Genomic DNA, 13,228 nt, shown 5'->3' on the forward strand with positions numbered 1-13,228 from the left:
GAATTGAGCCCGTGATCTCCCGAATCGATTTGCGCGGCGATGCCCTCCCCGAGGGTCCCGCCCTGCGCGACCTGCTGCCCCGAGCCGACTTCGACGTCTCGGCCGCCCTGGAGAAGGTGCGTCCGATCTGCGAGGCCGTGCATCATCGGGGCGACGCGGCGCTGATCGACTTCGCGGAGAAGTTCGACGGGGTCAGGCTCGACCAGGTGAAGGTGCCCGCGGAGGCGCTCGAAAAGGCCCTCGCGGAACTCGATCCGGCCGTGCGCGCGGCCCTGGAGGAGTCCATCCGCCGCGCCCGTCTCGTCCACCGCGAGCAGCGCCGTACGACGCACACGACCCAGGTCGTGGCGGGCGGTTCCGTGACCGAGAAGTGGGTGCCGGTCGACCGCGTCGGGCTGTACGCGCCCGGCGGGCGGTCCGTCTACCCGTCTTCCGTGATCATGAACGTGGTGCCCGCCCAGGAGGCCGGCGTCGAGTCGATCGCGCTCGCCTCCCCGGCGCAGGCCGAGTTCGGCGGCCTGCCGCACCCGACGATCCTCGCCGCGTGCGCGCTGCTCGGCGTCGACGAGGTCTACGCGGCCGGCGGCGCGACCGCCGTCGCGATGTTCGCGTACGGCACGGAGTCCTGCCCGCCCGCCAACATGGTCACCGGCCCCGGCAACATCTGGGTCGCCGCCGCCAAGCGCTACTTCACCGGCAAGATCGGCATCGACGCCGAGGCGGGCCCGACCGAGATCGCGGTCCTGGCCGACGCCACCGCCGACCCGGTGCACGTCGCCTCCGACCTGATCAGCCAGGCCGAGCACGACCCGCTCGCGGCGGCCGTGCTCGTCACCGACTCCGTGGAGCTCGCGGACGCGGTGGAGAAGGAGCTGGAGCCGCAGGTCGCGGCCACCAAGCACATCGAGGACCGGATCGTGCCCGCCCTGAAGGGCCGGCAGTCCGCGATCGTCCTGGTCGACGGCGTCGACGAGGGCCTCAAGGTCGTCGACGCGTACGGCGCCGAGCACCTGGAGATCCAGACGGCCGACGCGGCCGCCGTGGCCGACCGGGTACGCAACGCCGGCGCGATCTTCATCGGCCCCTGGGCGCCGGTCTCGCTCGGCGACTACGCCGCCGGGTCCAACCACGTGCTGCCCACCGGCGGCTGTGCCTGCCACTCCTCGGGCCTGTCCGTCCAGTCGTTCCTGCGCGGCATCCACATCGTCGACTACACGAAGGACGCGCTGGCCGAGGTCGCGCAGCACGTGATCACGCTGGCGGAGGCGGAGGACCTGCCGGCGCACGGCGCGGCGATCAAGGCCAGGTTTGTCGGAGACGAACAAATGTCGCGTGGCTGGAAGGTACCCGAGAGCAAGTGAGCGACGTACGTATCGACGATCTCCCCGTGCGGGACGAGCTGCGCGGCAAGTCCCCTTACGGCGCGCCCCAGCTGGACGTCCCCGTACGGCTGAACACCAACGAGAACCCCTACCCCCTGCCCGAGCCGCTGGTCGAGCGGATCGCCGAGCGGGTGCGTGAGGCGGCCCGGAACCTCAACCGCTACCCGGACCGGGACGCCGTGGAGCTGCGCACGCAGCTCGCCAAGTACCTGACGGACACGTCCGGTCACGAGGTCGGCATGGCCAACGTGTGGGCGGCGAACGGCTCCAACGAGGTCATCCAGCAGCTGCTGCAGACCTTCGGCGGACCGGGCCGTACGGCGATCGGCTTCGAGCCGTCGTACTCGATGCACGGCCTCATCTCGCGCGGCACCGGCACCGGCTGGATCTCCGGCCCCCGCAACGACGACTTCACGATCGACGTCACGGCCGCCGGGAAGGCGATCGCCGAGCACCGGCCCGACGTCGTCTTCATCACCACCCCCAACAACCCCACGGGCAACGCGGTCCCGCGCGAGACGGTCCTCGCGCTGTACGAGGCCGCGCAGGCCGCCAAGCCGTCGATGGTCGTGGTCGACGAGGCGTACGTCGAGTTCAGCCATGGCGACTCGCTGCTGCCGCTGCTCGAAGGTCGGCCGAATCTCGTCGTCTCCCGGACGATGTCGAAGGCCTTCGGCGCCGCCGGCCTGCGCCTCGGCTATCTCGCCGCGCACCCGGCGGTCGTGGACGCCGTCCAGCTCGTACGGTTGCCGTACCACCTGTCGGCCGTCACCCAGGCGACCGCGCTGGCCGCCCTGGAGCACACGGACGTCCTGCTGAAGTACGTCGAGCAGCTGAAGACGGAGCGGGACCGGTTGGTGAGCGAGCTGGGCGCGGCCGGTTACGAGGTCGTCGAGTCCGACGCGAACTTCGTGCAGTTCGGGCGGTTCGAGGACTCGCACACCGCCTGGCAGAAGATCCTCGACCGAGGTGTCCTGGTCCGGGACAACGGCATCCCCGGGTGGCTGCGGGTGTCCGCCGGAACCCCCGAAGAGAACGACGCGTTCCTCGACGCGGTACGTGACTTGCAGCGTTTTGTGGGGGACACCCCCACGCCCCCGAAGGAGCAGAGCACATGAACCGCGTAGGCCGCATAGAGCGGGTGACGAAGGAGACCTCGGTCCTCGTCGAGATCGATCTCGACGGATCCGGCAAGGTCGACGTGTCGACAGGCGTCGGCTTCTACGACCACATGCTCGACCAGCTCGGCCGGCACGGTCTGTTCGACCTGACCGTGAAGACCGAGGGCGACCTGCACATCGACTCGCACCACACCATCGAGGACACCGCCCTCGCGCTGGGCGCCGCCTTCAAGCAGGCGCTCGGCGACAAGGTGGGGATCTATCGGTTCGGCAACTGCACGGTCCCGCTGGACGAGTCGCTCGCCCAGGTCACCGTCGACCTCTCCGGTCGCCCCTACCTCGTGCACACCGAGCCCGAGAACATGGCGCCGATGATCGGCGAGTACGACACCACGATGACCCGGCACATCCTGGAGTCCTTCGTCGCCCAGGCCCAGATCGCGCTGCACGTGCACGTGCCGTACGGGCGCAACGCCCACCACATCGTCGAGTGCCAGTTCAAGGCGCTGGCGCGGGCCCTGCGGTACGCCTCCGAGCGTGACCCGCGCGCGGCGGGCATCCTTCCCTCGACGAAGGGCGCGCTGTAACCGATGAACGGGCTGTCCACCATCCTGATCGTCGTCGGCCTCTTCCTGGTCGGCGGCATCATCTCCTTCGCCAAGCAGGAGATGCCGAAGAGCCTCATCGTGCTGCTCTCCATAGGCGCCGCCATGTGTCTCGTGGCCGGCGTCCTGAGGCTGGAGGTGTGGAATTGAGCAACAAGAACGTCGTGGTCTTCGACTACGGCTTCGGCAATGTGAGGTCCGCCGAACGCGCCCTCGCGCGCGCGGGAGCCGACGTCGAGATCACGCGTGACTACGACAAGGCCATGAACGCCGACGGCCTGCTGGTGCCGGGCGTCGGCGCGTTCGCCGCCTGTATGCAGGGCCTGAAGGAGGCCCGCGGCAACTGGATCGTCGAGCGACGGCTCTCCGGCGGGCGCCCCGTGATGGGCATCTGCGTCGGCATGCAGATCCTGTTCGCGCGCGGCATCGAGCACGGGGTCGAGACGGAGGGCCTCGGCGAGTGGCCCGGCTCGGTCGAGCCGTTGCAGGCCGACATCGTGCCCCACATGGGCTGGAACACCGTGGACGTGGCGGCCGGCTCCGAGCTGTTCGCCGGGCTGGACGCGGACGCGCGCTTCTACTTCGTGCACTCCTACGCAGTCCACGACTGGACCCTGGAAACCGAGAACCCGCTGATGACCGCGCCGCTGGTCACCTGGTCGACGCACGGCAAGCCCTTCGTGGCCGCCGTGGAGAACGGCGCCCTGTGGGCCACGCAGTTCCACCCCGAGAAGTCCGGCGACGCCGGAGCGCAGCTGCTCACCAACTGGATCGGAACCCTGTAGAGACATGGCCAAGCTCGAACTCCTCCCCGCCGTAGACGTCCGTGACGGCCAGGCCGTCCGCCTCGTGCACGGCGAGTCCGGCACCGAGACCTCCTACGGCTCCCCCCTGGAGGCCGCCCTGGCCTGGCAGCGCTCGGGCGCCGAGTGGCTGCACCTGGTCGACCTGGACGCCGCCTTCGGCACCGGCGACAACCGCGACCTGATCGCCGAGGTCGCGAAGGCGATGGACATCAAGGTCGAGCTGTCCGGCGGCATCCGCGACGACGCCTCCCTGGCCGCAGCGCTCGCCACGGGCTGCACGCGCGTGAACCTCGGCACGGCCGCGCTGGAGACCCCCGACTGGGTCGCCAAGGTCATCGCCGAGCACGGCGACAAGATCGCCGTCGGTCTCGACGTACGCGGTACGACCCTGCGCGGTCGCGGCTGGACCCGTGACGGCGGTGACCTCTACGAGACGCTGGAGCGCCTCAACAACGAGGGCTGCGCCCGCTACGTCGTCACGGACATCGCCAAGGACGGCACGCTCCAGGGGCCGAACCTTGAGCTGCTGAAGAACGTCTGCGCGGCGACGGACCGCCCGGTGGTCGCCTCCGGCGGGGTCTCGTCGCTGGACGACCTCCGCGCGATCGCCGAGCTGGTCCCCCTCGGTGTCGAGGGCTCCATCGTCGGGAAGGCCCTGTACGCGAAGGCGTTCACCCTGGAAGAGGCCTTGGAGGCTACGTCGTGAAAACGGACACAGTGTCATGACGTCGGATGCCGTACGGCGTGTGCAGAGCGGAAGTCCCTGGGAAGAGTCCTTCGGGTTCGCACGTGCCGTGGCGGCGGGCGACCGCGTCCTGGTCGCGGGCACGACGTCCTTCAAGGGCGACGTGCTGTACGGCGAGGGCGACCCGTACGAACAGGCCAAGGCGGCCTTCGCCAACGCCATCGAGGCGATCGGCGAGTTCGGGCTCGACGTCGGGTCCGTGGTCCGTACGCGGATGTACCTGACCCACGCGCGCGACGTGGACGCCGTGGGCCGGGCCCACAAGGAGCTCTTCGACGCGGTGCGCCCGGTCTCGACGCTGCTGGTCGTCGAGGGGTTCGTGGACTCGCGCGTACTGGTCGAAGTGGAAATAGAAGCATTCAGAAGGACGTTGGAGGAGCCGGTTTCATGACCCTGGCGGTCCGAGTCATCCCCTGCCTGGACGTGGACAACGGCCGGGTCGTCAAGGGCGTCAACTTCCAGAACCTCCGCGACGCGGGCGATCCCGTCGAGATGGCCAAGGTGTACGACGCCGAGGGCGCCGACGAGCTGACGTTCCTGGACATCACCGCGTCGTCCGGCAACCGCGAGACGACCTACGACGTGGTGCGCCGCACCGCCGAGCAGGTGTTCATCCCGCTGACGGTCGGCGGCGGAGTCCGTACGGCCGAGGACGTGAACAAGCTGCTGCGGGCGGGCGCGGACAAGGTGGGCGTCAACACCGCCGCCATCGCGCGCCCCGAGCTGATCCGTGAGATCGCCGAGCGGTTCGGGCGGCAGGTGCTGGTGTTGTCGGTCGACGCGCGGCGCACGCCCGAGGGCACCTTCGAGGTGACCACCCACGGCGGCCGTCGCGGCACCGGCATCGACGCCGTCGAGTGGGCGCACCGCGCGGCCGAGCTGGGCGCGGGCGAGATCCTGCTCAACTCGATGGACGCGGACGGCACGAAGGACGGCTACGACCTGGAGATGATCCAGGCCGTACGTAAGCACGTGACGATCCCGGTGATCGCCTCCGGCGGCGCCGGCAGGCTCACCGACTTCCCGCCGGCCATCGAGGCGGGGGCGGACGCGGTGCTGGCGGCGTCGGTGTTCCACTTCGGGGATCTGCGGATCGGCGAGGTGAAGGAGACGCTTCGGACGGCGGGTCACCCCGTCCGCTGACATCGGGCTGAGCCCCGGCCGCGCTGGAAGCGGCCGGGGCTTTCTCGTAGCCCGATACGAAAGGGAAGTTGCGCAAAATCTGTTGTGCAATTTTTCTTTCGTATCTACGGTCAGGGCATGACGGACAAGGAGAGAGACCGCCGGATCACGGATCTGGGCACCCTCAAGGCGCTCGCCCACCCGCTGCGGATGAACCTGCTCCGAGGGCTGACGATCGCCCGGGTCGCCACCGCCTCACAGCTCGCCGAGCAGGTCGACGAGGCGGTGTCGCTGGTCAGCTACCACCTGCGCAAGCTCGCCGAACACGGGCTCATCGAGGAGGCGGAGCCGCAGAGCGCCGACGGCCGCGAGCGCTGGTGGCGGCCCGCCTCCGACGGTGTGCGCATCCGTGACGAGGACTTCCGCGACGCCCCCGAGAAGGCTGCCGCGCACACCGCGGCCAGCCGGCTCTTCGCCGAGCAGCGCACGGACATGTACCGGCGCTGGCTCGACGAGCGCGCCCACTGGGGCCCCGAGTGGAACCGGGCGGCAGAGTCCTCCGAGTCCAGCCTCCGGCTCACGGCGGACGAACTGGCCGAGCTGAACAAGGAGTTGCTGGCCCTCCTGCGCCGGTACGACGAACAGGGCCGGGCCGCCGACGCCGCCGGTGACACCGAGGGCCGCGAGAACGTCGCGGTGCACACGTACGCCTTCCCGTTCCGGCCGTGAGAGGACCGACGTGACGTCGACGCAGACCGGCTCCGCGACCGCAGCCGGGGCGGAGCGCGCCGCCCACCGCGACCCCAACGTGCTGCGCTGGCTCGGCGCGTACGCCTCGTCGGCCGTCGGCGACAACGTCTACTACCTCGCCCTGTCCTGGGCCGCCGTCCAGGCCGGTACGCCCGCGCAGGCCGGCCTGGTCACCGCGCTGAGTGCGGTGCCGCGGGCCGTGCTGATGCTCGGCGGGGGAGTGGTCGCCGACCGGTTCGGCCCGCGCCGGGTCCTGATCAGCAGCGACGCCGTGCGCTGCGCGGCGGTCCTCGCGGTCGCCCTGCTGCTGCTCGTCGGCCGGCCGGGCCTGTGGCCGTTGGCCGTGCTGGCGCTGGTCTTCGGGGCCGTCGACGCCGTGATGATGCCCGCCCTGGGTGCCCTGCCGACCCGGATCACCGGACGCGGCCAGCTCGCCCGGGTGCACGGCATGCGGAGCCTCGCCGTACGGCTGGCCAACGTCGTCGGCGCACCGCTCGGCGGCCTCGGTGTGGCCCTCGGGGGCACCGCGGGGGCATTCGGCCTGGCCGGGCTCCTGTTCGCGGCCTCGCTGCCGCTGCTGATCGCGCTCCGGGTGGCGAAGCGGCCCGCGGACGACACACACGCGCGTGGCAGCGCGTGGAGCGACCTGACCGGCGGTCTGCGCCACATACGCGGCCACCGCGTCCTGCTGCCGCTGATCGTCGTCATCGCGCTCAGCGACCTCGGCTTCGTCGGCCCGCTCAACGTCGGCCTGACCCTGCTCGCCGACGAACGCGGCTGGGGAGCCGGGGGAGTCGGCTGGGTGCTCGCCGGGTTCGGCACGGGCGCGGGGGCGGCCTCGCTGCTCCTCACCGCCCGAGGGCGCGTCCCGCGCGCGGGGCTCGTGCTGTCCGTGTCCGGCGTGGTCAGCGCGGCGGCGATCGGCTCCCTGGCCTTCGTGCCGAACGTCGCGGTCGCCGTCGCCGTGGCCCTGTCCATCGGCCTGATCTCGGGTCTGAACGGCGTCCTGTGCGGGGCGCTGCTGCAGGCCGAGTCCGGCCCGGCCTACGTCGGTCGTGTCACGTCCGTGGCGACCTTCTTCAGCCTCGGAGTCGCCCCGCTCACGTTCCCCCTGACCGGCGCCGCGATCGGCCTGTGGGGCACCGGCCCGGTCTTCGTCGCCAGCGCGGTCGTCTGCGGGTTCGGCGGGGCGGTCGGGCTGTGCGCCCGGGACCTGCGCGGGGCGGAACTGCCTCGCTGACCGGCGCGGACCGGCGGGCGGTCGCCGTGGCCCTGTCCGACGGGGCCCACGTCGGCCGAGGCACGTCCCTGGCGGCCGTCATCAGCACCGACCGTCACCAGCCTCGGCGTCGCCCCGTTCACGTTCCCCCTGACCGGCGCCGCGATCGGCCTGTGCGCACCGCCGCGCTGACCGGCGCGGACCGCCGCGCCGTCGCCCCGCTGAACTGCCCGCGCTGACCGGCGCAGCACGCGAACCGCTTCCCAAGGCCCGGCTAGATGCCGAGCTGCTTCGTCGCGTGCAGCTTGGCGATGGCGTCCGCGTCGCCGTCCAGTTCGACCTTGGCGGCGCTCTGGCGGCCGTAGGAGAACAGCAGGAGCTCGGAAGGCTCGCCGGTCACCGTGACGACCGGGGTGCCCCGGTGGGCGACCGCCGTCTGGCCGTCGGGGCGGCGCAGCACCAGGCCCGTGGGGGCGGTGCGGCCCATCAGGCGGGCGGAGCGCTCCAGGCGGGACCAGAGGGCGTCCTGGAAGATCGGGTCGAGCTCGCGCGGCGTCCAGTCCGGCCTGGCGCGGCGTACGTCCTCCGTGTGGACGTAGAACTCGAGCGTGTTGGACGCCTCGTCGATCTGCTTGAGCTGGAACGGCGAGAAGCGCGGCGGGCCGGTGCGGATGAGCTGGATCAGCTCCTCGTACGGCTTGGCCGCGAACTCGTCCATCGCCTTGTCCAGGCGCGACGCGAGCGGCTTGATCAGAATGCCGGCGGCAGCGTCGGGGCGGCGCTCGCGCACCACCACGTGCGCAGCCAGATCACGGGTCGTCCAGCCCTCGCAGAGGGTGGGGGCCTCGGGGCCCTCGGCCTCCAAGAGGTCGGCCAGGAGAAGTCGTTCACGCTTGGCGAAAGTCGACATGGAGTCAGCCTACGACCGCGTACCGGGTCCGCCCAATGGACGGCGGCCCGTCACTGTCAGTCGCGCTTGGCACAATGGCATGCATGACCACCAGCACGCCCCGTCAGCCCAGTCCGCTGGACCCCGAGATCGCCGCCCGCCTCAAGCGCAGCGCGGACGGACTCCTGCCCGCCATCGCCCAGCAGTACGACACCGGAGAGGTGCTCATGCTCGGCTGGATGGACGACGAGGCGCTGCATCGCACGCTCACCACAGGCCGCTGCACCTACTGGTCGCGCAGCCGCCAGGAGTACTGGGTCAAGGGCGACACCTCCGGCCACTTCCAGTGGGTGAAGTCCGTGGCCCTGGACTGTGACGCCGACACCGTGCTCGTCAAGGTCGACCAGGTGGGCGCGGCCTGCCACACGGGCGCGCGTACCTGCTTCGACGAGGACGTGCTGCTCAAGGACGGCGCCGCCGACGCTCCCGGCGCCGATTCCGGCGCACCGGCCACGGATCAGTAGGGTCAGCCGCCATGGACCTCGAGACGTTCCGCAAGCTGGCCACCGACCGCCGCGTCATTCCGGTCACCCGCAAGCTCCTCGCCGACGGCGACACCCCGGTCGCGCTCTACCGCAAGCTCGCCGCCGAGCGCCCCGGCACCTTCCTGCTGGAGTCCGCGGAGAACGGCCGGTCCTGGTCCCGCTACTCGTTCGTCGGCGTCCGCTCCGCGGCCACGCTCACCGCGCGCGACGGACAGACCCACTGGCTCGGCGCCCCGCCCGTCGGCGTCCCCGTCGAGGGCGACCCGCTCGCCGCCCTGCGCGCCACCATCGAGGCCCTGCACACCCCGCGCGACCTCGCCCACGACCTGAACCTGCCGCCCTTCACCGGCGGCATGGTCGGCTACCTCGGCTACGACATCGTGCGCCGCCTGGAGAAGATCGGCCCCGGCGAGCGCGACGACCTGGGGCTGCCCGAGCTGACCATGCTGCTCACCAGTGACCTCGCCGTCATGGACCACTGGGAGGGCTCCGTCCTGCTGATCGCCAACGCGATCAACCACAACGACCTCGACACGGGCGTCGACGAGGCCTACGCCGACGCGATCGCCCGCCTCGACGCCATGCAGGCCGACCTCTCGCGCGCGGTCGCCCAGCCCCCGGCGGTGCTGCCGCCCTCGGAGCTCCCCGAGTACACCGCCCTGTGGGGCGGCGAGGACTTCCAGGAAGCCGTCGAGGACATCAAGGAGCGCATCCGGGCCGGCGAAGCCTTCCAGGTGGTCCCCTCCCAGCGCTTCGAAACGCCGTGCACGGCAAGCGCGTTGGACGTCTACCGGGTCCTCAGGGCGACCAACCCTTCGCCGTACATGTACCTCTTCCGGTTCGACGGCTTCGACGTCGTCGGCTCGTCCCCCGAGGCCCTCGTGAAGGTCGAGGACGGACAGGCCATGGTCCACCCCATCGCCGGCACCCGGTGGCGCGGGGCGACCCCGCAGGAGGACCAGGCCCTCGCCGACGAGCTGCTCGCCGACCCCAAGGAGCGCGCCGAGCACCTCATGCTCGTCGACCTGGGCCGCAACGACCTGGGGCGGGTCTGCGAGCCGGGTTCGGTCGAGGTCGTCGACTTCATGTCCATCGAGCGCTACTCCCACGTGATGCACATCGTCTCGACGGTGACGGGCCGCGTCGCGCCGGGCCGCACGGCCTTCGACGTCCTGACGGCCTGTTTCCCGGCCGGCACCCTCTCCGGCGCCCCCAAGCCCCGCGCGATGCAGATCATCGACGAACTCGAGCCGTCCAGAAGGGGGCTGTACGGCGGCTGCGTCGGCTACCTCGACTTCGCGGGCGACTCCGACACCGCCATCGCGATCCGTACGGCCCTGCTGCGCCAGGGCACGGCGTACGTCCAGGCGGGCGCAGGCATCGTCGCCGACTCCGACCCCGTCGCCGAGGACACCGAGTGCCGCAACAAGGCGGCCGCCGTACTGCGGGCCGTGCACACCGCGAACCGGCTCAACTGACCCCTCGCGGCCGCCGTCCGTGCACCCGGGTGGCGGCCATCACCTGAACCCCGGGTGTCTGATCGTTCGGGGTTCGGGTGATAGTGGGGTACGTGACTGCTGTTCCTCCTCCCCGTTCCGAAGCCCCGGCTTCCGCCCGGGCCGGCCGTATGAGCCTCGCCGTCGCCCTGCTGTGCGGTGCGCTCGGCGTGGCCGTGGCGCTGCTCTCCACCCGGCAGCGCTGGTCGGAGGGCACCGCGATGGTGCCCGGCGGCGCGTTCCCCCTGACCGCCAAGGGCAGCGACGTCACGGGCGTCCCAGCGGCCCTGGCCATAGTGGGGCTCGCCGCGCTCGTCGCCGTCTTCGCCGTCCGCCGGGCCGGCCGCTTCATGGTCGCCGGACTGCTCGCGCTCTCCGGCGCCGGCACCGTCGCCGCGGCCCTGCTCGGCGCCTCCGACAGCTCCGCGCTGGACGAGAAGGCCGCGCAGGCCTCCGGCGACACCTCGGCCACCGTCCAGGCGCTCACCCACACCTCCTGGCCGTATGTCGCGGCCGTCGGCGGCGCCCTGATCCTGCTCGCCGGACTGCTTGCCCTGCGCTACGGCCGGCTGTGGCCCGGCATGTCCGGCCGCTACGAGCGCTCCGGCGCACCCCGGCCGCGCGGCAGGAAGGCCCCGGCCGCCGACCCCGACCGGCCCGAGGAGCTGTGGAAGGCCCTCGACCGGGGCGAGGACCCGACCGGAGCCTGAGACCCGTCCGGGCGCGCCGTGACCCCCGATCACCGCACGCGCACGCGTGCGGGACAATGACTGCGAGCGACCGGCTCAACCACGTACGACACGTACACAGCAACGAGGAGCAAGCAATGGCGGGCAGCAGCCACGGTCACACCCCGGCCGCCTGGACCGGTGTCACGATCGCCTTCATCGGTTTCTGCGTCTCGGGCGCCTTCATGGTGTTGGCTCAGCCCGCGGGCTTCTGGGCCGGCCTGGGTGTCGTGGTCCTCGGCGGCGTCGTCGGCTGGATCATGCGCGGCATGGGACTCGGCCAGCCCAAGAACACGCACCAGGCGCTCATCGACCAGCAGCGCGAGCCGGCGGGCGTCGAGAGCTGACACACGTGTGACTTCGCTGAGGGGCGACCCGGCGCCGAAACAGGGCGCGGTGGGCGCCCCTCACGCGTGTGCGGGCACAATGCATGGTGTGAACGCCAGCAGCCAGAGGGTGACGCCGCCCGGCACCGGGAGTGTGCTCGGACGGCTGGCCGTACCCGCCGGGATCCTCGCGGCCGTGGCCGGCGCCTTCGCCTACGTCGGCGCCGTCGACCCGAACGAGCCCGGCCACTACCCCGCCTGTCCGCTCCTGCGGCTCACCGGCATCTACTGCCCCGGCTGCGGCGGACTGCGCAGTGCGCATGCCGTCGCCCACGGGGACTTCGCGGCGGCGCTCCAGGACAACGCCCTGGCCGTCGTCGGCTACGGAATCTTCGCCGTGGTGTGGACCGTCTGGGTGGTCCGTGCGGTGCGCGGGCGGCCCTTCAGGATCGATCTCGGGCCGGTGCAGCTGTGGGCCGCGGGCGCGTTGCTGCTGGTCTTCACGGTTGTCCGGAACCTGCCGTTCGGTGGCTGGCTACATCCTTGATCAATTGAGGAACGTCCAGGTAGTGGGACCGGCGTCAACCGGATGCGGGGCCTAAGCCCTCCTGCGGATACCATCGCAGTGACCATAGGTTTCGTACCGCTTTCTCAGTCAACCGTCTGGAAGGGGGCCGCTCGCGTGAGTGTGCTCGACGAGATCATCGACGGAGTCCGTGCCGACCTCGCGGAGCGGCAGGCGCGCGTCAGCCTCGACGAGCTCAAGGAGCGCGCGGCGAAGGCGCCCGCGGCCAAGGACGGGGTCGCCGCGCTCAAGGGCGACGGCGTCAAGGTCATCTGCGAGGTCAAGCGCTCCAGCCCCTCCAAGGGCGCGCTGGCCGCGATCGCCGACCCGGCCGGGCTCGCCGCGGACTACGAGGCGGGCGGCGCGGCCGTCATCTCCGTGCTGACGGAACAGCGCCGCTTCGGCGGCTCGCTGGCCGACCTGGAGGCGGTCCGCGCGCGCGTGGACATCCCGGTCCTGCGCAAGGACTTCATCGTCACGTCGTACCAGCTGTGGGAGGCCCGGGCCTACGGCGCCGACCTCGCGCTGCTGATCGTCGCCGCCCTAGACCAGTCGGCGCTGGAGTCGCTGATCGAGCGCGCGGAGTCCATCGGCCTGACCCCGCTGGTCGAGGTGCACGACGAGGACGAGGTCGAGCGTGCCGTGGACGCGGGCGCGAAGATCATCGGCGTCAACGCGCGGAACCTGAAGACCCTGGAGGTCGACCGCGGGACGTTCGAGCGCATCGCACCCGAGATCCCGGCCAACCTCGTCAGGATCGCCGAGTCCGGCGTCCGCGGCCCGCACGACCTCATCGCCTACGCCAACGCCGGCGCCGACGCGGTCCTGGTGGGCGAGTCCCTGGTGACGGGGAAGGACCCGAAGTCCGCGGTCTCCGACCTGGTCGCGGCGGGCGAGCACCCCGCACTGCGGCACGGGCGCAGCTGATC

17 protein-coding genes are annotated in these 13,228 nt (G+C 71.5%); 16 read left to right on the forward strand and 1 reads right to left on the reverse strand.

The window, feature by feature from the left end; genetic code table 11:
• Window positions 1-11 precede the first annotated feature (11 nt).
• From hisD to OG331_RS36000, 10 genes are all read left to right on the forward strand, one after another.
• A complete protein-coding gene (gene hisD / locus OG331_RS35955) occupies window positions 12-1,361 on the forward strand; it encodes a histidinol dehydrogenase (RefSeq protein ID WP_406204203.1) in 1,350 nt (449 codons plus the stop codon).
• Window positions 1,358-2,500 (forward strand): histidinol-phosphate transaminase, encoded by a 1,143-nt coding sequence (locus OG331_RS35960; RefSeq protein WP_406204206.1) that lies wholly within the window; start codon window positions 1,358-1,360, stop codon window positions 2,498-2,500. Before hisD ends, OG331_RS35960 begins: the two co-directional genes overlap by 4 nt.
• Window positions 2,497-3,090 carry an imidazoleglycerol-phosphate dehydratase HisB gene (hisB, locus tag OG331_RS35965; protein WP_062719038.1) on the forward strand — a complete coding sequence of 198 codons (594 nt, stop codon included), beginning with the start codon at window positions 2,497-2,499 and terminating at the stop codon, window positions 3,088-3,090. The genes OG331_RS35960 and hisB overlap by 4 nt, the downstream gene beginning before the upstream one ends.
• A 3-nt stretch (window positions 3,091-3,093) precedes the next feature.
• Window positions 3,094-3,258 (forward strand): hypothetical protein, encoded by a 165-nt coding sequence (locus tag OG331_RS35970; RefSeq protein ID WP_301979194.1) that lies wholly within the window; start codon window positions 3,094-3,096, stop codon window positions 3,256-3,258.
• Complete coding sequence (gene hisH / locus OG331_RS35975) at window positions 3,249-3,893, forward strand: imidazole glycerol phosphate synthase subunit HisH (RefSeq protein ID WP_406204210.1); 645 nt, start codon at window positions 3,249-3,251, stop codon at window positions 3,891-3,893. Before OG331_RS35970 ends, hisH begins: the two co-directional genes overlap by 10 nt.
• 4 nt (window positions 3,894-3,897) lie before the next feature.
• A complete protein-coding gene (gene priA, locus OG331_RS35980; RefSeq protein ID WP_328882271.1) occupies window positions 3,898-4,620 on the forward strand; it encodes a bifunctional 1-(5-phosphoribosyl)-5-((5-phosphoribosylamino)methylideneamino)imidazole-4-carboxamide isomerase/phosphoribosylanthranilate isomerase PriA in 723 nt (240 codons plus the stop codon).
• A 16-nt stretch (window positions 4,621-4,636) separates the two neighbouring features.
• Complete coding sequence (locus OG331_RS35985; RefSeq protein WP_406204214.1) at window positions 4,637-5,050, forward strand: RidA family protein; 414 nt, start codon at window positions 4,637-4,639, stop codon at window positions 5,048-5,050.
• Window positions 5,047-5,802: an imidazole glycerol phosphate synthase subunit HisF gene (gene hisF / locus OG331_RS35990; RefSeq protein WP_328882273.1), complete on the forward strand. Its 756-nt coding sequence runs from the start codon at window positions 5,047-5,049 to the stop codon at window positions 5,800-5,802. Before OG331_RS35985 ends, hisF begins: the two co-directional genes overlap by 4 nt.
• 117 nt (window positions 5,803-5,919) lie before the next feature.
• On the forward strand, window positions 5,920-6,510 hold the full coding sequence (locus OG331_RS35995) for an ArsR/SmtB family transcription factor (RefSeq protein ID WP_406204217.1): 591 nt from the start codon (window positions 5,920-5,922) through the stop codon (window positions 6,508-6,510).
• Window positions 6,511-6,520: 10 nt separating this feature from the next.
• A complete protein-coding gene (locus tag OG331_RS36000) occupies window positions 6,521-7,771 on the forward strand; it encodes an MFS transporter (RefSeq protein ID WP_406204220.1) in 1,251 nt (416 codons plus the stop codon).
• A gap of 253 nt (window positions 7,772-8,024) precedes the next feature.
• On the opposite strand, the gene OG331_RS36005 is transcribed toward OG331_RS36000, so the two are convergent.
• Window positions 8,025-8,660, reverse strand: a complete 636-nt coding sequence (locus tag OG331_RS36005; RefSeq protein ID WP_406204222.1) for a TIGR03085 family metal-binding protein — start codon at window positions 8,658-8,660, stop codon at window positions 8,025-8,027.
• A 74-nt stretch (window positions 8,661-8,734) separates the two neighbouring features.
• Here OG331_RS36005 and hisI point away from each other — a divergent pair, with 74 nt between their 5' ends.
• The 6 genes from hisI (at window position 8,735) to trpC (ending at window position 13,226) form a co-directional block, all read left to right on the forward strand.
• Window positions 8,735-9,163, forward strand: a complete 429-nt coding sequence (gene hisI / locus OG331_RS36010) for a phosphoribosyl-AMP cyclohydrolase (protein WP_406204225.1) — start codon at window positions 8,735-8,737, stop codon at window positions 9,161-9,163.
• Between the two features lie 11 nt (window positions 9,164-9,174).
• Window positions 9,175-10,662, forward strand: coding sequence for an anthranilate synthase component I (locus tag OG331_RS36015; protein ID WP_406204228.1), 1,488 nt, complete (start codon window positions 9,175-9,177; stop codon window positions 10,660-10,662).
• Between the two features lie 83 nt (window positions 10,663-10,745).
• Window positions 10,746-11,390, forward strand: a complete 645-nt coding sequence (locus OG331_RS36020) for a TIGR02234 family membrane protein (RefSeq protein WP_406204231.1) — start codon at window positions 10,746-10,748, stop codon at window positions 11,388-11,390.
• Between the two features lie 116 nt (window positions 11,391-11,506).
• Window positions 11,507-11,755 (forward strand): HGxxPAAW family protein, encoded by a 249-nt coding sequence (locus OG331_RS36025; protein WP_406204233.1) that lies wholly within the window; start codon window positions 11,507-11,509, stop codon window positions 11,753-11,755.
• A gap of 79 nt (window positions 11,756-11,834) precedes the next feature.
• Window positions 11,835-12,281, forward strand: coding sequence for a DUF2752 domain-containing protein (locus tag OG331_RS36030; RefSeq protein ID WP_406204236.1), 447 nt, complete (start codon window positions 11,835-11,837; stop codon window positions 12,279-12,281).
• Between the two features lie 135 nt (window positions 12,282-12,416).
• Window positions 12,417-13,226 (forward strand): indole-3-glycerol phosphate synthase TrpC, encoded by an 810-nt coding sequence (gene trpC / locus OG331_RS36035; protein ID WP_406204239.1) that lies wholly within the window; start codon window positions 12,417-12,419, stop codon window positions 13,224-13,226.
• The last annotated feature ends 2 nt before the right edge of the window (window positions 13,227-13,228 follow it).

It is taken from the genome of Streptomyces sp. NBC_01017 (genome assembly GCF_045162795.1).
Taxonomy (GTDB): Bacteria; Actinomycetota; Actinomycetes; order Streptomycetales; family Streptomycetaceae; genus Streptomyces; species Streptomyces machairae.